Source organism: Methylocystis sp. (assembly GCF_050246715.1).
GTDB lineage: Bacteria > Pseudomonadota > Alphaproteobacteria > Rhizobiales > Beijerinckiaceae > Methylocystis.
In genome coordinates this window covers 1-23,624 of sequence record NZ_JBFWVN010000051.1, presented here as the reverse complement: position 1 = coordinate 23,624, position 23,624 = coordinate 1, and the positions used below count along the sequence as shown (strand labels likewise).

At 64.1% G+C, this 23,624-nt stretch carries 13 protein-coding genes; 7 read left to right on the top strand and 6 right to left on the bottom strand.

The genetic code is table 11. From position 1 onward, the window contains the following. Positions 1-346 precede the first annotated feature (346 nt). Positions 347-1,975: a CTP synthase gene (locus AB7I51_RS14335; protein WP_428405020.1), complete on the bottom strand. Its 1,629-nt coding sequence runs from the start codon at positions 1,973-1,975 to the stop codon at positions 347-349. Positions 1,976-2,079: 104 nt separating this feature from the next. Further along, a complete protein-coding gene (secG, locus tag AB7I51_RS14330) occupies positions 2,080-2,817 on the bottom strand; it encodes a preprotein translocase subunit SecG (protein WP_428405019.1) in 738 nt (245 codons plus the stop codon). A gap of 159 nt (positions 2,818-2,976) precedes the next feature. Here secG and AB7I51_RS14325 point away from each other — a divergent pair, with 159 nt between their 5' ends. Next, complete coding sequence (locus AB7I51_RS14325) at positions 2,977-3,762, top strand: hypothetical protein (protein WP_428405018.1); 786 nt, start codon at positions 2,977-2,979, stop codon at positions 3,760-3,762. A gap of 31 nt (positions 3,763-3,793) precedes the next feature. Further along, positions 3,794-4,147, top strand: coding sequence for a hypothetical protein (locus AB7I51_RS14320; RefSeq protein ID WP_428405017.1), 354 nt, complete (start codon positions 3,794-3,796; stop codon positions 4,145-4,147). A 76-nt stretch (positions 4,148-4,223) separates the two neighbouring features. On the opposite strand, the gene AB7I51_RS14315 is transcribed toward AB7I51_RS14320, so the two are convergent. Continuing rightward, complete coding sequence (locus AB7I51_RS14315; RefSeq protein WP_428405016.1) at positions 4,224-4,703, bottom strand: hypothetical protein; 480 nt, start codon at positions 4,701-4,703, stop codon at positions 4,224-4,226. Between the two features lie 242 nt (positions 4,704-4,945). Here AB7I51_RS14315 and leuB point away from each other — a divergent pair, with 242 nt between their 5' ends. Beyond that, positions 4,946-6,055 carry a 3-isopropylmalate dehydrogenase gene (gene leuB / locus AB7I51_RS14310; protein ID WP_428405015.1) on the top strand — a complete coding sequence of 370 codons (1,110 nt, stop codon included), beginning with the start codon at positions 4,946-4,948 and terminating at the stop codon, positions 6,053-6,055. 13 nt (positions 6,056-6,068) lie between these two features. Here leuB and folE read toward each other — a convergent pair whose 3' ends face one another. Together folE and AB7I51_RS14300 are read right to left on the bottom strand one after the other, a co-directional pair. Then, complete coding sequence (gene folE, locus AB7I51_RS14305; protein WP_428405014.1) at positions 6,069-6,641, bottom strand: GTP cyclohydrolase I FolE; 573 nt, start codon at positions 6,639-6,641, stop codon at positions 6,069-6,071. Positions 6,642-6,783: 142 nt separating this feature from the next. Next, positions 6,784-7,869, bottom strand: a complete 1,086-nt coding sequence (locus tag AB7I51_RS14300; protein ID WP_428405013.1) for a hypothetical protein — start codon at positions 7,867-7,869, stop codon at positions 6,784-6,786. Between the two features lie 315 nt (positions 7,870-8,184). On the opposite strand from AB7I51_RS14300, the gene AB7I51_RS14295 reads away from it, so the two are divergent. After that, entirely contained in the window at positions 8,185-9,426 is a 1,242-nt protein-coding gene (locus tag AB7I51_RS14295) for a cytochrome-c peroxidase (protein WP_428405012.1), read from the top strand. 10 nt (positions 9,427-9,436) lie between these two features. Here the strand turns inward: AB7I51_RS14295 and AB7I51_RS14290 are convergent, their stop codons facing one another. Continuing rightward, complete coding sequence (locus AB7I51_RS14290) at positions 9,437-9,829, bottom strand: SH3 domain-containing protein (protein WP_428405011.1); 393 nt, start codon at positions 9,827-9,829, stop codon at positions 9,437-9,439. Positions 9,830-10,070: 241 nt separating this feature from the next. Between AB7I51_RS14290 and AB7I51_RS14285 the strand changes: the two genes are divergently transcribed. The 3 genes from AB7I51_RS14285 to AB7I51_RS14275 all read left to right on the top strand — a co-directional run bounded on the left by AB7I51_RS14285 (position 10,071) and on the right by AB7I51_RS14275 (position 23,414). Further along, complete coding sequence (locus AB7I51_RS14285) at positions 10,071-15,185, top strand: hypothetical protein (protein ID WP_428405010.1); 5,115 nt, start codon at positions 10,071-10,073, stop codon at positions 15,183-15,185. 17 nt (positions 15,186-15,202) lie between these two features. Further along, positions 15,203-21,028, top strand: coding sequence for an alpha-2-macroglobulin (locus tag AB7I51_RS14280; RefSeq protein WP_428405009.1), 5,826 nt, complete (start codon positions 15,203-15,205; stop codon positions 21,026-21,028). 76 nt (positions 21,029-21,104) lie between these two features. Then, positions 21,105-23,414: a transglycosylase domain-containing protein gene (locus AB7I51_RS14275; RefSeq protein WP_428405008.1), complete on the top strand. Its 2,310-nt coding sequence runs from the start codon at positions 21,105-21,107 to the stop codon at positions 23,412-23,414. Positions 23,415-23,624 lie beyond the last annotated feature (210 nt).

The following is a 23,624-nucleotide window of genomic DNA, read 5'->3' as shown; positions in this document are numbered from 1 at the left end:
TCCATCGCCGCCCGACATCGATAGTGTCCGCTTGTATTTGAAATGGACACGATCATCGCGCCACCGTCAGGCAGCTATCTCGAAAACCGGGATCAACACCAGGCGGCCCACGACGGAGGGATACGAAGGTGAAGCTCATTCTCGCAATGAATCCGAAGTGGCATGACTTATACGAGGACTTGCCGAACTGATCGGCTCGACGCTCAAGGCGCATCCTTTCCGCGTCATGCCCGCGCTTGTCGCGGGCATCCACGCGGCGCCGCTACCCAAGTCTTGCAGCATTCGCGCAGCCTCTCGGCGTGGATGGCCGGGACAAGCCCGGCCATGACGAATCGGCAATCCGTCATCACACCAACCTACTCTGCGCCTTCGCCGCGGCGATGAAACTCGCGAACAGCGGGTGCGGTTCAAACGGGCGCGATTTCAGTTCCGGGTGATATTGCACGCCGATGAACCAGGGGTGGTCGGGAATCTCCACCGTCTCGGGCAGAAGCCCATCCGGCGACGATCCGGCGAATAACAGCCCGCAATTCTCCAACCGGTCGCGATAGGCGAAATTCACCTCATAGCGATGGCGGTGGCGCTCGGAGATTTCGCTCGCGCCGTAAATCTGCGCAATCCGAGAGCCCGGTTTCAACAGCGCGGTATAGGCGCCAAGGCGCATGGTGCCGCCCATGTCGCCGCCCGCCGCGCGTTGCTCCAATTCATTGCCCTTGAGCCATTCGGTCATCAGCCCGACGACCGGCTCCTCGCAGGGGCCGAATTCGGTCGAATTCGCCTTCTCTATCCCAGCGAGCGCGCGGGCGGCTTCGATCACCGCCATCTGCATCCCGAAGCAGATGCCGAAATAAGGCACGCCGCGCTCGCGGGCGAAACGCGCCGCGAGAATCTTGCCCTCGGCGCCACGCTGGCCGAAGCCCCCCGGCACCAGAATGCCGTGCACATGTTCAAGATGCGCGGCCGGATCGGCGCTCTCGAAAATCTCCGATTCGATCCAGTCGAGATTGACCTTCACCCGGTTGGCGAGGCCGCCATGCGCCAAGGCCTCGATAAGGCTCTTATAGGCGTCCTTCATCTCGGTATATTTGCCGACCACCGCGATGGTGACTTCGCCCTCGGGATTATTGATGCGCTGCGTCACCGCGTTCCAGCGACTCATATCGGGCTTTGGCGCCGGCTCGATCCCGAAAGCGGCGAGCACCTGGGCGTCGAGCCCGGCGGCGTGATACGCGCGCGGCACGTCATAGACGTTGGAAGCGTCGCGCGCCTCGATCACCGCCTGTTCGCGCACATTGCAGAAGAGGCCGAGCTTGCGGCGCTCTTCGCGCGGAATTTCACGATCGGTGCGGCAGAGGAGAATATCGGGCTGAATGCCGATCGAGCGCAGTTCCTTCACCGAATGCTGGGTGGGCTTCGTCTTCAACTCGCCGGCGCTCGGGATGTAAGGCAGCAACGTCAGATGGATATAGATGCAGTGATGCGGCGGCAGATCGTTCTTGAGCTGGCGAATCGCCTCGAAGAACGGCAGGCCCTCGATGTCGCCGACCGTGCCGCCGATCTCGATCAGCGCGAAGTCGACAGTCTCATTGCCCTCCAGCACGAATTCCTTGATGGCGTTCGTGACATGGGGAATGACCTGGATGGTCGCGCCGAGATAGTCGCCGCGCCGCTCCTTATTGATGATGTCCTGATAGATGCGCCCCGTGGTGACATTGTCCTGCTTCGACGCCGGCCGGCCGGTGAAGCGCTCGTAATGTCCCAGATCCAGGTCGGTCTCGGCGCCGTCGTCGGTGACGAAGACCTCGCCGTGCTGATAGGGTGACATCGTGCCCGGATCGATATTGAGATAGGGGTCGAGCTTGCGGAGCCGAACCGTATAGCCGCGCGCCTGCAAAAGCGCGCCGAGCACCGCCGACGCCAAGCCCTTGCCAAGTGAGGAGACCACGCCGCCGGTGATGAAGATATACCGCGCCATGGGCTTTAACGCCTAACGCCTTTCAAGCGATTCTGGTAGCGAATTATTGGGCCGGGGGCCGTAACCCCCAGCCGAAATTTTGCGGTGCCGATTATTAACGCGCCTTACTGAGTTGGCGCTTTCCAGATCGTCGGCGGCGCGGGCTTGTTTTCAGGCTCGGCCGGCTTCGTCTCCGGCGCCGCCGGCTTGGCTTCGGGCGCCGCCGGTTTGACTTCCGATTCGGCGGGCTTCGCCTCCACAGGCTTTGACTCCGGCGCGCGCTCAGCCGGAGCGGCCGGCGCTTCGCTCTTCGGCGCTGGGGCCGTCACGTCGGGCTTAGGCGCCTCGGCCTTTGGCGCTTCTGCAGGCGCGGCGGCTTTCGGGGCTTCCACAGCCGGAGGCTGCTGCGCCGGCGCAGGGGCTTCCGCGGCCGGCGGGGTCGCGGCGGGCCCGCTCCGCTGCTGACGCTGCTGCTGAGCGCGCTGCAGCTGGTCGAAAATGCTCTCCTTGCCGGGCTCGGGCGCCTGTTCGGGCGCGCCCTGCTTGCCCTTGCCGTCCGTCTTGCCCTCGCCCTTGGGAAGCTCCTTGAGCTGGATCGTTCCCTGTTCGAGCGATTTCGTCCAGTCGTCGCCGCCTTCGCGGCGGCGCTCCCATGCCGGCAAGACGGTCAGCGCGATGCTGGTGATAAAGAAGATCGTCGCGAGAATGCCGGTGGCGCGGGTGAGCGCATTGGCCTGGCCGCGGCCGGTGAAGACGCCGCTGCCGCCCATGCCGAGCGCCCCGCCCTCCGACTTTTGATAAAGCACGAGAATGACGAGCGCCGTCACCACCATCAGGTGGATCGCGATAATGACCTGCTGCATGTGAACCCTTCCAGCCGCGCCGCAGCCGAGCCGGGCGCGCAATCAGTTGGCCGGCGTTCTACACCAAACCAAACCCCCAAGAAAAGGGCCGCCCCTGACGCGAGCGTTGCCAAATAGCGAAAAAAAGACAATTATTCCCTATACGCTAAGGATTTTTCAATGTGCATTTTTGTTGTTTCTGTCCTCCTTTCCATTGTCGCCATGGTTGCTCCCGCATACGCGTTCGGCGTTATCGACTGTCCGAAGCCGGTTGTGCAGACTGCGACCGACGTTTCGGCAAAAATCCAATCTGGCGTCAGACCCCTCGCTGGCGTATCGGCTCAAACATTTGACGCGAAAGCGGAAGTTGTCACGCGCGATCTCTTCCACGAATATTCCGATTCCGGGACGGTGGCTCTAGCCCATTCGACCATTAGTATTTTCTGCCAGATCATCGCCACGAGCTCTCTATCTGACGCAGAAAAACTGGATCACCTTTATCGTCTTGAGGAATGGATTACCCGCATCAGCGGACACTCGGCGCCAACGAGCACCTATTGGAAGGCAACCTGCGCTGCGAGTCCTTCTCAGGTGCTCAAACCAGTTCAGGCCGTCTTTAATGCTTGGGCTACACGCGATCTCGACAGGTACATGTCGCAGTGGGCGCCCGCCGCGATTCAACGGTCGAAATACTACGCTCGCGAATTATCTGAAATTGCGAGCAGGCGTAGTCACGACTTTGCAAAATATGCGGCCGTCTCTGTGATTTCGGTGAATCCGCGGATATTGTTCGTGGACGGCGCTAAGGCAAGAATCTCAAATACTTATAGCATGCGCTTCGTGCGTTATGACGGCCGCGTTATCAATGAAACTAACATTGATGAAAGCTACATACTGGAATGCTCGAAAGATGGTAACCGCTGGATGATTCGAGAAAATAACGACTATTCGCTGAAGGCCTATTGAGAATCAGGGTGTTCCGGAAAGGACTTGATCAATGCGCGCATTATCAAAGCTGTTAGCGCTGGGGATCGCCATGCAGGACTATGCCTGCGCAGAGCCTTTTCAATGTCCGGAGCCCATCAAGCAGCTCGATTCGACCTTACAAGGCTCCATTTCCGGCAAAGCGCAGGCGCTGCTAAAACTTGGCGACGTCAATTTTACCGGCGGCGTTCAGACCAGCGTTGTAAATCTCCTTGAGAAATACCCGAATGCCGATCGAATCGCGATAGCTCAGACCCTGCAAAGCATGACTTGCCAAGTTCTCCGCAATAGCGGTTCGCTGTCCGACTCCCAAAAACTGGATCGGATACTTGATCTTGCTAGAGCGCTCGAGCCCTACTTGAAGTAGACCTTCAAGGGAGCAAAAAAGCGTCGGACCGAGCGATCAAAGAGACGCCCGGTCCGCCGTGACGAAGAGAACGGTTTCAATACTTATTCCCGTCCTGGCCTTTCCAGCCGCCGCCTTCCTCGTCGAAGCGGGTCTCGTCCTTGAACTCGATGACCTTGCCCGGCTCGATATATTGCTTGTCCTTGATCATCTGATTCTGGATCGTGGTCGAATAATAGCTCGTGTTGTTCGAGCAGCCGGGCTTCGCCGCATCGCCCTCGGGCTTGCATTCGAGATTGGCGCCGTTCGGGAAGCGCACGCTCGCGGTGTAATAGAACTCATAGCCGGCATGGCCAGCGCCTTCCACGTCGAGCGGCCAGAATCGCGTGATCTCGAATTTTTCGATCACCGCATCCTTGTCGAATCTCTTCTTGATGAGATTTTCAAAGACCTTCTTCGCGTCCGCCGGCTTGGGCTCGCAATTGAAGAGGCAGAAGGCCTTGGCGGGCGTCGTGGCGGCGAAGGCGCCGAGCAGGCCAAGCGCCATGATGCGGATAATGGTTTTGTAGCTCTTCATCTTGCGTCTCCCAACTGCGCAGAGCTGCGCATCGCTTCCCGCTGACGTCGCTCGTTGTTTGACGCGTCTCGCGCGAAGCCCCTTTGCGTTTGACATTTTTCAAGCTGCACGGCTTAACCCGCTGCGGCAAGCCCGGCGCGGCGGGCGAATTGTCGCACGACCGGAAGAAATTTCGCGCGGTTGCGTCGCCTGGCGACGCGCTCTATTGACGGCGCGAGATTTACGCCGACGACGAGGCATTCATGGCGATATACAAGCTTCTGCTCCTGCCGGGCGACGGCATCGGTCCGGAAATTTCCGCAGAAGCGGAAAAAATTCTTGCCCTCTTGAACGCGGCGGGCGTCGCCAGTTTCGAAGTCGAGCGGGGACTGGTCGGCGGCGCGGCCTATGACGCGCATCAGCAAGCGATCAGCGAAGCCGACATGAAGCTCGCGCATGATGCCGACGCCGTGCTGCTCGCCGCCGTCGGCGGGCCGAAATGGGACGGCGTGCCTTATGATCTGCGTCCCGAAGCCGGGCTCTTGCGGCTGCGCAAGGACTTGGGCCTGTTCGCCAATCTGCGCCCGGCGATCTGCTACCCGGCGCTCGCCGACGCCTCTTCCTTGAAGCGCGACATCGTCGACGGGCTCGACATCATGATCGTGCGCGAATTGACCGGCGGCGTCTATTTCGGCGAGCCCAAGGAAATCACCGATCTCGGCAACGGCCAGAAACGCGCCGTCGACACGCAGGTCTACGAGACCTATGAGATCGAGCGCATTGGCCGGGTCGCCTTCGAACTGGCGCGCAAGCGCAACAACAAGGTGACCTCTTCCGAAAAATCCAATGTGATGAAATCGGGCTATCTGTGGCGCGAGGTCATCACGGCGCTGCACAAGCGCGAATATTCCGACGTGACGCTCGAACATATGCTCGCCGACGCGCTGGCCATGCAGCTCGTGCGCTGGCCCAAGCAGTTCGACGTCGTCGTCACTGACAATCTCTTCGGCGACATGCTGTCGGACGAGGCCGCCATGCTCACCGGCTCGCTCGGCATGCTGCCCTCGGCCTCGCTCGGCGCGGCGGATGAAAAGGGCAAACGCCACGCCATGTATGAGCCCTGCCATGGCTCGGCGCCCGACATCGCCGGCAAGGGGATCGCCAATCCGATCGCGATGATCGGCTCGCTCGGCATGGCCCTGCGCTACAGCTTCGATCTGCCGAAAGCCGCCGACGCCATCGATGCGGCGATCGCCAGCGTGCTGGCGAAGGGCCTGCGCACGGCCGACATCAAGGGCGACGCGCCGTCGACCGTCTCAACGAGCGGGATGGGCGACGCGATCGTCGGCGAGCTGAAGAAGACGCTGTCCTAAGAATTTGGGCGGCTCACTTGCCATGCACCATGCCGAGGAACTCCTCGCGGGTGCGCGGGTCGTCGCGGATGACGCCGAGCAGCCGGCTCGTCGTTAAGAGCGAGCCGGTTGTATTGACGCCGCGCAGCGTCATGCAGCTGTGCTCCGCCTCGATGACGACGCCGACGCCCTGCGGCTCCAGAATGTCCTGGATCGCTTCGGCGACCTCGGCGGTCAGCTTTTCCTGAATCTGCAGGCGACGGGCGAAGCCGTGCACGACACGCGCGAGCTTCGAGATGCCGACAACGCGCTTGTTCGGCAGATAGCCGACATGGGCGCGGCCGGTGACCGGCAGCAGATGGTGCTCGCAGAAGCTGACGACGCGAATGTCCTTTAAGACGACGAGTTCGTCATAGCCGCCGACCTCGTCGAAGGTGCGCTTCAGGTAGTCGCGCGGATCGACGTCATAGCCGGAGAAAAGCTCGCGATAGGAGCGCGCCACGCGCTCCGGCGTGTCGATCAGCCCCTCGCGGTTGGGGTCGTCCCCCGCCCATTCGATAAGAACCCGCACGGCCGCTTCTGCGTCAGCTTGGGTAGGTTTGGCCATGCCAGTCGCTCTCCAGTCCGTCCAGGCGCGTCGCGCTCAATTTCTGCGATAAAGTCATAGGCGAAGGCGTTTGGCAAAGACCACGCCAAAAGAAAACGCCGGCGCGGAATGCGCCGGCGTTTCCAAATGGCTTGTGCCTCGGTCAGCGCACGATGCCGCCGATCGCCGATCCGACCGCGTTGACCGAACGCTTGACGAAGCCCAGCGGTCCATCGCTCGCTGGCGGCGGAGGCGGCGGCGGCGCGGGCTCCGGCGCGGCGACGGCGACCGGCTTCGCCGGCCTCTTCGGCTTCGCAGTTTTCACGCGCGGCGACGGCTTCGTCGCTCTTGTCGTTTCAGCCGCGGCGGCCGGAGGCTCCGAAACGGGCGCCGAGGGCGACGCCGCTTGCGGCGCCGCCGGCGCTACGGCCTTTGGCGGCGCGACCGCCACCGGCGGCGGCGCGGCGGGGGCGGCTGCCGGCGGCGCGGCGGCCACAGGCGGCGGCGCCGGCTCGGCGGGGATCGCCGCCGGCTCAGCCGCCGTCGGCAGCGGGGCAAGCTTCGGCGCAATGGCGGCGCCGGCGGGCACGGGAATGGATGTGCCCATCGATCCTACGGCCGGCGCATGTCCGGTCGACGCCGCCGGAGCAGCGCCGGCCGCGGTCTCGGACTGGCTCTCCGCGGCTGGGGCCGGCTCCCCGGCCGCCGTGGCGGTCGTCGGCGCTGCCTCAACCGGCTCCCCGATTGGAGCATTCGCGCTTTCAGCGAGCGGCGGCGCAGCGGCGGGTTCTTGCGCCGGCGCGGCGTCCTCCGGTTGCGTCGCGGCGCTGTCGACAACCGGCGCGGCGGCGTCCGGTGCGGCCAAAGGCGGCGCCGTAGCCAGCGCCGGGTCCTCGTTCGGGTCGACGGCGCCCCAAGGCCCCAGGACCCAGGTCAAAGCCGCCAGTCCGATGATGACGATCGCCGCCGCGGCGAAGAACAGCGCCCGGCGTCCGCCTTCGCGATCATCCTCGGGCTCGTCGTCGTACGGTACTTCCGTCGCATATTGGGCGTTCCAGGACTCCTCGACGCGCGGCGCCTGAGGGGACGGTCCCGGTTTGATCGCCGCGTCGGCGCGCTGAAGAGCGGTCTGGTCAGCGATTCTGGTCGACGGCTCCAACGCCGGCGCCTGTCCCGAGTCTCGACGCAGCAACTCTTTAAACTCGGCAAATTCAGCCATCAGCTCCTTGTCGTCGCCGATATCCATCATGCCAGAACCCTTTCATTGCCGCGCGCCAGGAACTCCTCGACGAGTCGCGCGCGGTCACACCATCCGGGACGAGGCAAACGCAAAAATGTGGCTGTTCTGGGCCGATTGGCTCTGCTTAGCCTTTATCAATTGGTTATCAACGCTTTGTGTGATCTCGGACCGCAGATTCCGCGAGCGTCGGCGGCAAGATGCGACACTCATCCGCGCCCTTGCTGGAAGTAATCCAAATTACTGAAATTGACCTTGGCGCTTCTCAATTTCTAAATGTCAAAAGCGCGGGGAACGCATTTTTCCTCTTTCGGCGGACTGGTTCAAGTGACCCTATACTGCTTAAGCAAAGCGCGCCGGGCAGCGCTTTGCGCCGCCTTCTCATTGCTCGCGGCGCTCGGCGCACAGGCTGCGCCCGACGGCGCGGTCGCGCCGGATGAGCGCGGCCTCACGCCGCTCGAGCTGCTCGGCAAGCGCGTTTTCGAAGACGTCAATCTCTCGAGTCCGGCAGGCGTCTCCTGCGCCTCCTGCCATGACTCCGCGAAAGCCTTCCAGGGCAACAATGGTTCGAGCGTGCCCGCGCTCGCGCGCGGATCGCTGCCAACGTCGCTCGGCAAGCGCAACACGCCGTCGATCATGTACGCGTCCTTCGCGCCGCCTTTCGCCTTCATCGACGACAAGGACGAAGAGACCGGCAAGATCGAAAAAATTCCGGCGGGCGGACAGTTTCTCGATGGCCGCGCGCGCGATCTCCTCGCCCAAATCGAAGGCCCAATGTTCGATCCGCTCGAGATGAACGCGCCGTCAAAACGCTTCGTCGTCGAGGCGGTGCGCGACGGCGCCTACGCCGACCTTGTCCGTCAGGTCTATGGCGAGAAGGTTTTCGCGGACCCGGCCGCCGCCTTCGAGAAGCTTGCGCAAGCCATCGTGGCTTTCGAGGCAAGCGCGCGCTTTCATCCCTTCGCCTCGAAATTCGATGATTATCTACGCGGCGAGGCGCAGTTGACGGCGCTGGAGCAAAAGGGCTTCGAACTCTTCAAGGACCCGAAGAAAGGCAATTGTCTCGCCTGCCACGCCGGCAAGGAAGATTCGCGAAACCCTGAGGATTGGCTGTTTACCGATTTCACCTATGACGCGCTCGGCGGTCCTAAGAACAGCGCGATCCCGAGCGCAAAGAATCCCGACCTCGGCCTTTGCGCGCGCCCCGGACTCGCAGAGGCTGCGCCGGCTGATTTCAAGGTCGAGAGCGTCTGCGGCGCCTTCAAGGTCCCGACGCTGCGCAATATCGCGATTACCGGCCCCTATCTGCATAATGGCGTCTTCGACAAGCTGCGCGATGTCGTCGCCTTTTACGCGACGCGGGATACCGATCCCGGCCGCTGGTATCCAAAGGACCGGCGCGGCAAGCCGCAAAAATTCGACGATCTTCCCGCCTCCGCGTATGACAATGTCAATGTCGAGGAAGTCCCCTATGACCGCAAGCTCGGGGAAAAGCCGCGGCTCTCCGAAAAGGAGATCGACGCGATCGTCGCCTTTCTCGAAACATTGACCGACCGGTCGAAGCCTTGAGGCGCGAGATCTAGCAGGGATACCGGTTGTGATAGCCGAGCAGCGAGCCTAACGGCGAGCTGTGGCGCAACTCGGTCAGCGGCCAGGCGAAATATTGCGTGCTGCCCGAATAGGGATAGCCGAAATCGCAGCCCGATGTCTCCGTCACCCGCGAAGACATGAACACCAGTTCGGAGGTCGCGACGAAATATCGCCTGTTGTCGATGGCGATGCGCGTCCAGCTTGGATCGTCGCGGATGATTTTGACTTCCGTCCCCGCCGGCGCCGTGCCGATCGCCGCATAATGTTCCTCTGGACCGGCGCGCAGCGCCGCCGGATAGGCCAGCGTCAACTTGATCGCCGCCGCCTGCTCACCAGATATGAGCGCAGCAAAAAGCACCAAGGCAAATAGTGACCGACGCATGCCGATTTTCCGGTTGCTGTGCGCTCCCGCAAATCGCCGGGCGCAGAAGCCAACCTAAAAGATAATCCCGCCGGCTCCAAATCGGACTGGCCAAATAAACATGTGAGACAGCGGCATGAACAAATCGTCGGCGCGGCGGGAGGCGCCAGGCTTTCCACTCGGTCGAGGCGCACAGCCCAGGCTTGAAGCCGGCCGCGATGCTTCCTTTTTGCCGGCTTCCCGGTTAGCGTACGGCGTGCTCATGCGGCGGATCGCATTGTCTCTTCTCGTCGCCGGCGCGGCGTATTTTGCGCAACCCTTGTGGCGCGCGACGCAAGGCGCCGTCGCCGAAGCCAAAGCCAAGCAAGCCTCGATCAGCTTTTCGCCAAACGAACTGCCAGCGGATCGCGACGGCGCAAGTCTGCTTACCGTTCCCGCGCCCGGCCGCTATTCGATCCGGGCGAAGAGTCCTTCCGGCACGCGCATCGAGCTCGTCGATATGATCGCCGGCCCGCTCGATTCGAACGGCGCGCCGGGCCTGCGCGACGGACGCATCGACGCGCTGCTCGACAAGGGCGTCTACAAGCTGCGGGTCTCCGGCGTCAAAGGCGCGAGCGGCAAGATTGCGCTTTCCGCGCTGCCTTTCATCGAAGCCGACGCCGCGAAGCCGACGCTCGCGCCGGGACGCATTCAAAGTGGCGAACTTAGCGATCTGCGGCAACGCTCCTATGCTTTCGAGGCCGGCGCAGAAGGTCGCGTGCATCTCGAAGCGATCGGCCGCGCGCTCAGCGATCTGCGCGTCTGGCGCAGCGACGGCGAACTCGTCGATCTCGCCTTCACCCAAGAGACGGTCGAAACCAAGCCGGGCCGCGCCATGAACCGGCTGCGTCTCGAAGGCGCGCTGGAGCCGGGACGCTATGTCGTCACTGCTTATGGCGGCGAAAAACTGGTCTGGGCGCAAGGCGATGCGGCGCAGCCCTTCATGCTGCGGCTTGAAACGCCGGCGCTGCTGGCGGCTGGCGTCGCCGAGGGCGTGATCGGGCCCTTCGGCGCCGAACGCTTCGACGCGCCGGCAAGCTATGACGCTTTCCGTCTCGACCTTGCGCAGACGATTCCGGCTCGGCTCGAAGCTCGCCGCAATGAATCGAGAGAAATCGCGACGATCTCCAAGAACAGCCGCGCGCCCTCGGCGAACGTTAGGCTCGCCGCCGACGGCAATACCAGTGCGCGTCTTGAAGTCTCCGGCTATGAGGGCCAGGCGTTCACGCTGCGCGGCCTGCGTCAGTCGGACCGCGAAACATTCGAAGCGTCGGGACCGCATCTCGTCAGCGTCGATCTCGCGGGCGACGGCGGCGACGAAGCGCCGGCGACGGCGCTCTTCGCGCGGATCGAAAAGGACGGCAAGACGCGGGTCATCTCATCAGAAGTGCCGCGCATTGGCGCCGGCAAGGCGTGGCGTGGAAAATTCTTCGGGCCGACGTCGATCCTCTTCGAGGCGACGCGCGACGCGCCCGTGGCGATCGACGCCAAAGGCGTGAAAGTCAACGCCTCGATCGAACCCGCGCTTGGCGCGCTTGCGGCGCGCGCGGACGGCAAAGATTCGACGCGGTACGACCTGCAGGCCGGCTATTATTTTCTCAATCTCACGCCGAAAGGCGATGCGGGCGGCGTCATCGACGTGACTCTCGGCCCTCCCGGACTCTCGGCGTCTGCGCCCGCGCCGGCGCCGGCGCGCCCAACGATTTCCTTTGGGACGCAGACGCTCGAAAGGGACGTCTCTTATCTCATTCTGACGAATGTCGCGCCGCAACTCTTGACCGGACCGCGCGTCGTCGCGCTTCCAGCCGAACTCGACAAGGCGCCATTGGCGATCTGGCAGGAGGCCGGCAAGGAGATTGCGCTGCCCGTGCGGCTTCCCAAGACTGGCAGAGCGATGGCGCGCGATGCGCATGGCGCCGATGTCGCGCTGACGTTCTCCGATCAGAGGGACGAGAACGAGCAACGCCTCGCGACCATAAGGATCGCGGCGCAGGAAAAGCCACGCGCGCTCGGGCTCATCTTCGTTCCCGAAGCGACGCCAGCGAAGCCCGAAGATGCGGGCAAGCCAGCGCCAACGACGCTTTCAGCGACAGTCGCGCGGCCGGCCTTTTTCGATCTCGCGCGCGACGAGACCAAGCGGCTGCGCTTCGAGGTTGCGCAAGGCGGCCTTTATCGTGTCGAAACGCTCGGGCGCATGAAGACCGCGCTACGCGTCGGCGCCAATGTCTCGCCGCGACTTGGCGACGGCGAAGCCAACGGGCCCGGCGCCAATGCGCTGGTCACCGCCTTTCTGCGCGCCGGCGCCTATCGCGCGGCGGTGACGGCGAAAGAGTCTTCCGGACATCTCGGACTCGCCGTCTCGCCGGCGACTCTCGCGCCGACGGCGAAACTCGTCGATGCGGGAATCGCGCGCGCGACCCTCGACTCAGGCAAGGGCGCGATCACGCCCATCGAAATCACCAGCAACGGCGAATATCGCATCGAACTTCTCGGCCTGAAGCAGAAGTGGCGCGCGAGACTAGAGGACGCCGACGGATGGCCGTTGGCGGCGCCGGGCGAGATGCAGCGGCTGACGCGGCGATTCGAGAAGGGCGCCTATCGGTTGGTGGTTTTGCCGAAGGATGTCGAAGCGCGGATGACGGCTCGACTGACGCCCATCGTCTCCGCGAAGGCGCTCGAAGGTCATGGTCCACATCCCCTGCCCTTCGATAAGACGCAGCGACTGCAATGGCGCGAGCCACAGGCGCGCGATGCGCCGCGCGCGCCTGACGTTTGGCGGTTCACGCTCCATGGCGATTCCGACATCGATCTTTCGATCGGCGAAGGCATGGTCGGCGAGATTTTCAAAGGCGAACAGGAAAGCGTCGGCAAGGTCGCGTCAGAGAGGCCGTTCAAATCGAAGCTGGCGGCGGGCGACTATCGGGTCGAGGCGCGCAGCCTCGCGCATGACGACCGTCTCGACTATGAGATTTCGCTTGATTCACAGCAGTTGCAGCCCGACGCGCCGCGCGTCGTCGAACCGCCGACGCGCCTCGACTTTTCGCTCGCGAAGGACGGCATCGTCGATCTGTCGAGTTTCGGCGATATCGAAACCATCGGCGCATTGAAAAACGGCGACGGCGACGTGATCGAACGTCTGCAGCCGCGCGCCGACGATTGGAACATCGCTTTGTCGCGGCGCCTGCCCGCCGGAACCTACCGACTGGAGCTTGAACGACTCGGCGCCGTACCGAGCACGACGGCGCAGGCGGAAGAAGCGGCGAGCGCGGGAACCGAAGAAGCGTCCAATGACGAAGAGGGCGCCAGTGAAGAAGAAACGGCGACGAATGACGACGCGCCGCTCACCGGCGTCGAACTGCGTCTGTCGCTGCTTGACGAGAAAGATGACGGCGCGCTGACGTTCTCCGGCGAAAAGACGCTGAGCGGCGCCGGCGCGCATATTCTCTCGCTCGCGCCCGCGCCAGCCGAAAGTCTCGCGCTCGTCGCGGCGCGCTCGGAAGGCGAGACCGCGATATCGATCGAAAGGCGCGACGCCGACGGCAAATGGCGCGCGATCGGCGTCGAGCGCGGCGCTGCGCCACTCGCCGCCTGGCCCGCGGCCGGCGACGGACAATTGCGAGCGGTCGTCTGGGCGCTCGGCGGCGGCGACGCGCCGATTACGGTTTCCACGCGGGCCGTCGAACGCCGCGCGCGAAAATTCGGCGAAATCACTCTGGCGCCGGTCGACGGCGTCGCCGGGGTTTGCGTCGCCAAGATCGCGACGCCCGACGCTTCGCTCGTCACGCTTGAGACGCAGCAACCCATCGCCGCCGGCTCGACGCCGGGCGCCCTGTTGCGCGTAGCGCGTTCGGGCCCGCTCGCGCCGCAAGCGCAGGATCTGTGGCTGATGAGCCGCGGCGACTGCGCATCGCGCATCGGCGTCGCGGCCTTCGACTGGAAAGGCGCGGAAATTTCGCTCGACATCGGCGAGGGCGAACGCGCCCATCTCATTCCCTTCGCCCCGCCCGCCGGCAAATTGCGGCTGTGGCTCGCGCGTTCGGCATTCGCGCAACCGGCGCTCGACGGCGGCCGCGGAGTCGGCATGGCGAAAGGCGCGGCGTTGACGCTCGCGGGCGACTCGCCGCTCGAACTTTGGAACGCTGAAGGGAGCGCGCCAATGCGCGTCGCGCTAAACGCGATCGATGTCGAGACGCGGCCGGTCACGAAAGGCGGCGCGCTGTTTTCTGGGATTGTCCCGCCGATGACCGCGCAGCCGATCGATATGGATGAAGCAGCTGGGCCGCTTGCGCTCGACCTCGCCGGCGGGCTCGCCGCATTTGCGCAGCCGCGAATCGTCTTTGGTGACGGCGCCGCCATTTCGCGCGTTCTGCACGGCGTCAAATCGCGCGTGCTTCTCGTCAATCTGACTCAAACAGCGCTGTCGGCGCGCATCGCACGCGAGACTGGCGAAAGCCGGCGGCTCGACGCGACGCGCGCCTTCACGCGCTTCCTTCCGGCGGCAGGACAAATCTCGCTGCCGCTCGACGCGCAGAAGAACGACAGGCTCATCGTCAGCGGCGCGCTGGCGACAGTGATATCGAACAGTGGCCGGATCATGCACGGCGACAATATTGCTCTCGACGGCGCCGGCGAAGCGATCATCGATCACGGCCCCGGCCTCGTCGCCTTCTGGATCGAACGCGCCGGCGTTTCGCCCTGGCCCGCCGCCTCGCCGCGCGCGCTCAACCTGCCGCAGCGCGTGGCGCTTGAAGGAGCGGCGATGCGCTTTTCGATCAAGAGCGACAAGCCATCGCTGTTAAAAGCGAGCGGCGGCGCGCCGGCGATCGTCGGCTTTACGCAGAACGGCAGGCGCGAGACGCTCGCCTTCGCCAATGGCGTCGACCTTTATCGCTACATGACTCCGGGCGAAGCGATGATCGACATTTACGCGCCCTATGACGGGTCGCTGTCGGGAACGCTCGATATTTCGACGCAGCCGGTCATCGAGGCGCATGAAGGCGTAAACGATGCGGTGGCGGTTTCGCCCGGCGCGAGCGCGATTTTCAGCTTCGAAGCGAAGGAAGCGCGCGACATCGGCATTGGCGTGCGCGCCGAGCCCGACCGCGTGAGCGCACGGCTCTTCGATGCGCAAGGCAAGATTCTTGGCGACGGCGTCGCGCAGACGATGAAGCTTTCGCCCGGCCGCTATTTCCTTGAGGCGCGAACCCCCGCCGACGCGCCGGCGACAACGATCCGCGCGGCGATCGTCGGCCTGTCGCCGCCCGTGAACGCGCCGCCGGCGGAAATCGTCGCCGAGCTGCTCGACAAAGCGGGTCTAAAGAAGAGCAAGGCGCAATGAGTTCGAAAGGCGGTGCGATGAAAAAAATACTGCTTCTCGCGTTTTGCGCGCTCCTCGCCGCGGCGGCGCCGCTGCGCGCGGAAACGCCGCCGATCTTCGACCATGCGCAGCGCGCCGACGGCGCGCGCGTCGCTCCCGATCGTTTTTTGCGCGCCTATGATCCGGTGACGGTCTTCTTTCCGACCGAGATCGGACCAAAGAACGGCGGCGCGGAGGATTCGCCGCAGAAATATGTGACGATGATTCCTCAGCCTGCCGGCGAATGGCGCTGGCTCGGTCCGCGCGCGCTGCAGTTTCGTCCCGCCGGCGCCTGGAAGCCGCTGTCGCGCGTGAGCGTGAAGCTCGGTACGGCGGAGACTAAACTCGTCGCGCTGCTGCCGACGCCGCGCTCTGCCAATCCCGCCGAGGGCGCCGATCCGCAACTCGAATTGACTCAGATCGCGCTTGCGTTCGCTGAGCCCGTCGACGTCGCCGCGCTCGCGCGTCTGCTTTCGATCGAAATCCGTCCGTCGCCGGGGGTATCGCCGCAAGGCGGGCAAATGCTCAGCGCCTCGGCTTATGACATCCGCGCGCTCGAGCGCGGCGAGCGCGCCGAGGAACAGACTTACGTCATTCGTTTCCGCGAGCGGATCGCCGATGGACGCGTCGCCATCCTGCGGCTGCGCCTCTCCGACGAAGCCGGCTTAGAGGACCAGACCTATGAATTGCGGCTGCGCACCGCGCCGCCCTTCGCCGCAACGGAGGCGAGCTGCGGGCGCGGTTGGAGCGACGATCGCGCCGACAATGTGCTGCGCTGCGCGTCCTATCTCACGTCGCCGGAGAGTAGCGACGAAGAAGGCGGCGAGGCCGCCATCCCCTATGCGCCGGCGAGCAAGCGGCAGCTTGCGCTCTCTTTCAACGCGACGCCCGAGACGCTCGACATTCTTCGCGCGCGCGAAGCGCTGCGGATCACGCCGCCGGTCGACGATCTTGCCGTAGAGACCAACGGCAGACGCCTGCGAATCATCGCCAAATTTCTGTCGGATCAGGTTTACGAACTTTCGATCGCGCAAGGCGCGCTGAAAGACTCGCAAGGGCGCGCGCTCGCGAGCAGTTTCGCGCAGCGCTTCGCCTTTACCCGCGATGTCCCCGCGCTGCAGTGGGACGCCGGCTATGGCGTCGCCGAACGGCTCGGTCCGCAGCTCTTGCCGCTGCGCGGCCGCGGCTATGACCACGCCGACATTCGCATCCACGCCATCGATCCGTTGTCGCGCGATTTCTTCCCCTTCCCGGCGCATGGCGTCGAAACCAGCGATTCCGACGCCCCGCCCCTGCCCGGCAATGAGCCGAAATCATGGAGGGAGACCGCCAATATCGAGGCCGACGCGATCAAGGAACGGATCAAGTGGCTCGGCTCGCCCGCCGTGTCGCGGCTTGTCGATCTGCCGATCCGCCGCAATGGTCCCGACGCGAAATTCGGCGTCGATCTTAAGGAGGATTTCGCCAAAATCTCCGGACGCGATCAGCCGGGGACCTATCTCGTCGGCCTGCGCGCCGTCGATGACGACAAGCGGCGCTGGCTACGCGTGCAGATCACCGATCTTTCGCTCTCGGCGATCGAGGAGCCGACGCGGGTGCGTTTCGCCGTCACCTCGCTCGCGACGACGCAGCCGGTCGGCAATGCGCAGATTCGCGTTGAAGGGATCAAGAACGAAAAATTCGTCACACTCGCTAGTGGGACCACCGACGCGTCGGGCTTCTATTCCTGGACGCCAGACAAACGCGGCGGGGCCGAAGCGCGCCGCGTCGTGGTGACCAAGGGTCTCGATACGCTGGTCATCGACCCCAACAGCGCGCCTTCGGAATATTCGCGCGAAATCTGGTCGAAGCCGGAATCGGAATGGCTCGCCTGGACGAGCGAGGCTGATCAACCCCGCGCGGAAAAGCCGCGCACGCTCTGCCATCTCTTCTCCGAGCGGCCGATCTACCGGCCGGAGGAAAGCGCGCATATCAAAGGCTTCGTGCGCAGCTATCGCGGCGGCGCGCTGAGCCTGACGAAAACCGGCGGGACGCTTGTCGTCACCGGCCCCGGCAATCAGGAATGGCGCATTCCGGTGAAGCTCGACGCAAGCGGCGGCTTCTATCACAAATTCGACGCGCAAACCCAGGCGACCGGCGACTATTCCGCGCGGTTCGAACCTGATGCGCCGAAAAAAGCCAAGCAGGCGGAGGCAAAGGACAATACGCAAGAAGCCGCCGAGGGAGAGAGCGAAGCGGTCGAATCCGCTCAAGACGTTTCCTGCGGCCAGTTCTCGTTCAAGAAAGAAGCCTATCGGCTGCCGACTTTCGAAGTGGTGCTGAATGCGCCGCAGACTGTCGCGCTCGACGGAACTTTCGACGTCGATCTTCTCGCCCGCTATTTCGCTGGCGGGCTTGCCGCTGACCGTCCGGTCAAATGGCGCGCGGCGCAATTTCCGCATGTCTTCACGCCGCCAGGCCGCGAAGGGTTTCTCTTCTCGACCGACGCGCGATTCTCGGGCGACGGCAAATTCAAATCGACCGCGGTGCTGGAGCGCGATCAACGCACCGACGCCGGCGGCGCCGCGCGCATGACTTTCGACACGACGATCGAGCCGACGGCGCAACCACGCCGTTACTCGATCGAAGCGACGGTAACGGGCGACGACGGCATAGAAGTGCGCAATGTGCAGAATGTCATCGCGCTGCCGCCCTTCGTGCTTGGCGTGAAGACGCCGCGCTATGTCGAGCGTCCGGGCGTCGTGAGGCCGGAGCTTATCGCCATCGACGGAAAGGGCGATGCGGTCGTCGGCCTCGAAATGACGCTGCGGCTCATCAAGCGCAACTGGGTTTCGACGCTGCAGGCTTCCGACTTCGCGCAAGGCGCCGCCAAATATGTCACCCAAGCGCAGGACGAAGTCCTGATCGAACGCAAACTGACGAGCGCCAAGGAAGCGCAGAAGATCGAATTGCAGACGCGCGACGCCGGCGTCTATCTCGTGCAGCTCGAGGCCTACGACAGACTCAAGCGCCGGCAACAGGTGAGCGTCGACTTCTTCGTCGGCGGCGACACGCCCGTCACCTTCGCGCGACCGCCGGCCGAATCCGCGACGATAAGTGCCGACAAGGACAAATATGCCCCGGGCGAAACCGCGACGCTCATCATCCAGTCGCCGTTCCAGAACGCGCGCGCGCTCGCCATCATCGAGCAGCCCAGTGGCGTCTACGACTATCAGTTCGTCGACATCGCCAACGGCTTCGGCCGCTATGCGCTGCCGGTGAAAAAAGAGCAGATGCCCAAGCTCGCCGTGCATTTCCTGATCATGCGCGGACGGTTGAAGGACGCGCCGCCGCAGCCGACGGCGACATTCGACCAGGGCAAGCCCGTCACTATCGCGGCGACGAAATGGATCGAGGTGACGCCGGTCAAGAACATCGTCAATGTGAAGCTCGAACATCCGACCAAGGCCCGCCCAGGCGAGACGATCGAAGTGGCGCTGCGACTTTCCGACGACGCCGGCAAGCCGCTCGCCGGCGAAGCGACATTCTGGATGGTCGATCAGGCGGTGTTGTCGCTCGCCAAGGAACGGCCGCTCGATCCGTTGCCCGACTTTATCGTCGAGCGCGAAACCAAAATGGCGGCACGCGACACGCGCAACATGGCCTTTGGCGTCATTCCGCTCGAAGAGATCGCCGGCGGCGACGGCGACGAGCTGCAGGAATGGGGCGCCGAAAACAATATTTCCGTGCGCAAGAATTTCACGCCGGTGCCGATCTATCTGCCGAGCGTGAAGATCGGGCCTGACGGCGTCGCCAAAATCAAGGTGCAGCTTCCCGACACGCTGACCATATTCAAGCTGCGCGCCAAGGCGGTAAGCGGGCCGGACCGTTTCGGCGCGGCGGGCGGCGAAATGCTGATCCGTCAGGCGCTCGTCGCGCAGCCGGCGCTGCCGCGCTTCATTCGGCCGGGCGATAGTTTCGACATCGGCCTCGTCGCGCGCATCGTCGAAGGACCCGGCGGCGCCGGCAAGGCGTCGATTTCGGCGCCGGCGCTGACGCTTTCGGGCGATACAAGCCGCAAGATCGAATGGACGCAGAATAAGCCTGTGCGCGTCGATCTGCGCGCGCAAGCGCCGGCCGCGCTTGCCGGCGACGCGACGCTCGGCTTTCGCATCGAACGCGACGCAGATCACGCCAAAGACGCTGTCGAAATCGCGCCGCCAGTGAAACAGGACCGGGAAGCGACGCGACGCTTCGAACTGGTCGAGATCGCGCCCGGCGAAGCCAAGACGCTTGCGCCTTCCGGCGAACCGTCGCGGCCGGGCAGTTTCTCACGCGAGACGATCATCGCCGCCGATCCTTCACTCGTAAAGCTCGTCGCCGGTTTGAATGCGCTTGTCGAATATCCCTACGGCTGCACCGAGCAACGCCTGTCGCTGGCGCGCGGCGGACTGGCGCTTAAAAGCTTCGGGCCGATTCTAGCGGCGGCGGGGCTCGAGGATCGCGTCTCCGCCAATGTGAAATCGACGGCGCAGATCATCGATCGATCGATCGACCCTGATGGGCTCGTTGCCTTCTGGCCGCGTTCGCGGGGCAGGGTTTCGCTCACCGCATGGGCCTATGATTTTCTGGCGCGGGCCGAGCGCGCCGGCGAGCCGATCGACAAGACGCTGCTCGATCGCCTCGCCAATATTCTGAAATTGTCCTTGCGCTCCGACTATCCGCGGCTGATGTCGGGCGATGAATTGCGCGAACGCGTCGAGGCGCTTTCGGCGCTCGCCGAAGGCGGCAAGCTCGACGAGTCCTATGTCGCCGAATTTTCGCGACGCGCCGACTTCTTGCCCAATATCAGCGTCGCGCAGATGGCTTCCGCCGCCGCGCGTCTTCCCAATGTCGATCAGCGCGCGCTTGCTTCGCTCATCGACACGATGTGGAGCCGGGTGAAATTCGCCAGCCGCAACGGCGTGCAAGTTTATGCGGGACAGGCGGCGGAAAGCACCTCGCCGATCATCCTGCCGTCTGAAACCCGCAGCCTCGCCGAAATGGTGCGCGCCGCGGCGCTTTCCGCTGCGGGCGATCCGCGCGCCAATGCGCTGCGCGACGCGCTGCTGCGGCTTGGCGAAGGCGACGGCTGGGGAACGACCAACGCCGACGCCGCCGCGATCGAAGCGCTCGCCGAGGGCTGGCGGCGGCCTACGTCGCCGATCGCTGTGACCTTCAACGAGGGCGGAAAGGATCAGGCGTCGACGCTCGACGCCAATAATCCGGTGGCGCGGCATGTGACGAAGAGCGACGCGCCGCTGAAAATCGTCAACGGCTCCAACGCGCCGCTCGTCGCGATGATCGAGACCAGCTACATGCCGGCCGAACCTGGCGCGAAAGCTCAGCCGACGAGCGACGGCTTTACGATCACGAGACAGAGCTGGCGAATCGACAGCGGCAAGGCGCCCGAGAAGATCGATTTGAACGACGGCGTTTTGCAGATGAAGCAAGGCGACCTCATCGAAGAGACGGCGGAAGTGGTCAATCCAGAGGATCGCACGCATATCGCGATCTCGATCCCGCTCGCCGCCGGTTATGAACCGCTCAATCCCAATATCGCCACGGCGCCCGCGGAAGCGCAGCCCTCCTTCGCGCCGACGCTGCAGCCGAGTTGGGTTTCGTTTGGCGACGATCGCGTGTTCTACGCCTATGATTCGTTGCCGAAGGGAACCTACCGTTTCGCCTTCCGCCTGCGTGCCCAGACGGCCGGCGCCTATACCCAGCCGCCGGCGCTTGTCGCGGCGATGTACAAGAAGGGCCTTCGGGCGACGAGCGCTGGAGCGAAAGTGGAGATTGGGAAATAATGACCGTTCGCGACCCTGCGCCGATGCGTCCCCTCTCCCGCTTGCGGGAGAAGGTGTCGCGCCGAAGGCGTGACGGATGAGGGTCGCGTGGTTCACCCTCACCCGACCCCGCTTCGCGGGGCCACCCTCTCCCGCACGCGGGAGAGGGTTCACAAGCTGCGTAATTCTTGCGCTCATTGCCGCATTCATCGTAACCGCCGCATGGCTTTCGCATGAGGCGCTGTCGCGCGCCGAACTTGTCGCTCCACGCGCGAGTTCGATCGTTTACGACCGCAACGGCGCCTTCCTTACCCAGATCGGCGAGAAGACTCGCGATCCCGCGACGGGGAAGCCGCGCGTCGATTACGGCTATTGGCTGCTGAAGACCGTCCCGCAAAAAATTGCGCAAGCGACGCTCGCTCTCGAAGACCACCGCTTCTACGCCCATCCCGGCGTCGATCTCCGCGCGCTCGCACGCGCCGCATGGCGCAATTTCACATCACGCGGCAGACGCGAGGGCGCCTCGACGATCGCGATGCAGGTCGCGCGCATGCAGAACGAGCGACCGCGCTCATTGACCGAAAAGCTGATGCAGGCAGCGACCGCGCTCGCCATCGTCGTGCGTCACGGACATGAGGCGACGCTCGCCCATTATCTGCGCCTCGCGCCTTACGGATTGAACGGGCATGGCGTCGCCTATGCGGCGCGATTTTATTTCGACAGGCCGGTGGACGATCTCTCATGGGCGCAGGCGGCTATGCTCGCCGCCATCCCGCAGTCGCCGGGCCGGATGAACATCACCCGTGCCAGCGGCCTCGCATTAGCTGCGGCGCGGGCGCGACGCGCTATCGCGCGGCTTGAAGACGAAGGCGCGCTCGACGCCGCGCAGGCGGCGCTGGCGCGATCGGAACTCGATCATATGCGGCCGCTCGACGCCAAACGCCGTCCGGAGGCGCTGCATCTCGCGCTACGCTACGAAGCGCTCGCGCGCGAGGACCTGGCGCATCCTATCGCAGACAGCGATCGGCGCATCAACGCCACGATCGATCTTGACGTCGAACAGGAGGTCCTGCGGCTCGCGCGCCGCTATCTTTCGAACTTCCGCCGCCGCGGCGCGCGGCAGGTCGCGGCGATGGTCGTTGAGCGCGGAACGAACGCCGTCATCGCCGATGTCGGCTCTTCCGACTATAATGATCCGCAGGCCGGCGCCTTCGATTTCACTCGCGTGCGGCGTTCGCCCGGCTCGACGCTAAAGCCCTTCATTTATGGGTTGGCCTTCGAGCGCGGCGTTCTCAAAACGACAGACCTTTTGAATGACATTCCCGAAGGCGCGTCGGGCGTATCGAACGCCGACGGACTATATCTGGGGCCGCTGACGCCGCGTCAGGCGCTCGCCAATTCGCGTAATGTGCCGGCGACCAATCTGCTGCGGCGCGTCGGGCTTGAAGCAAATTTCAACTTTCTTCGCGACCTCGGCCTGCATGATCTCGAAACGCCGGCAGAGAGTTTCGGTATTTCGATGGCGATCGGCGCGTTGCCGACACGGCTCGAGGATGTGATGCGCGCCTATGCCGCGCTCGCCGACGATGGAATCATGCGCGAGCTATCGTTCACGCGGAATGCGGCGCGACGCCCGCCGCGGCGCGTGTTGTCGGTCGACAGCGCGCGGCTTATTGCTTCGATGCTCGCCGACCCGCAGGCGCGGCTTCCTTCCTTTCCGCGCTACGGGCCGCTCGAATATCCCTTCGCCGTCGCGGTAAAGACCGGAACCTCGCAAGCCTATCGCGACGCCTGGACGATCGCCTTTTCGCATAAATTTATTGTTGGCGTGTGGATCGGGCGCGGCGACGCCGGGGCCATGCGAGCGATGACCGGCGTGTCGTCGGCGGCCCGGCTCGCCCATGCCGTGCTGGTCAAACTGCATGACGCGAAGCCTGGAGAGATCGCGCCCGAAACATTCGCGCCGCCGCCGGGACGAATCGCCATCGATCTCTGCCGCGCCGGCGCTTCGCCCGATTGCGCGCAGACGCTGCGCGAATGGGTGAAGCCGGAGGAAACGCGGGAGGCGGAGGCCCTGCAGGTGAGTTCAGCTCAGCGGCCGAGCATGAATGACGCGCCCTCTTCTTTAGCGGACGGCGCGGCGCCGCTCGTCATCGCGACGCCGGAACACAATACGCATATCTGGCGAAATCCCGAGCAGCCGGAGCGTCTAAACCGACTGGCGTTGAAGCTCGCGCCGACGGACAAGGACGCTCAAATCGTCTGGACGATCGACGGCGAGCCCTTCGCCACGGCGCAGGCGGACGAGACCGTCTTCTGGCCGATGACGCCCGGCCGGCATCGCATTCAGGCGCGCCTCGCGCTCGCGCCCGTTGCGTCGCGCGCGGTGAGAATCGTCGTGGAATGAGGTGATTGCATTGGCGTTGTCATCCCCGGCAGGCCGCGAGCCTGTCCGGGAATCAGAGCGACATCCAAGGATGCTTGCTATGACTCGTCATCCGTGAAGAACTCGCAAGGCGTTGACGTGACGAAGTTTTGAGACCTGCGGAAGTAATCGTTTCCGCAGGTTTTCGCTGCGCGGGATGCTGTTTGCTTGCAAATTGATCCGGCGCCGCTG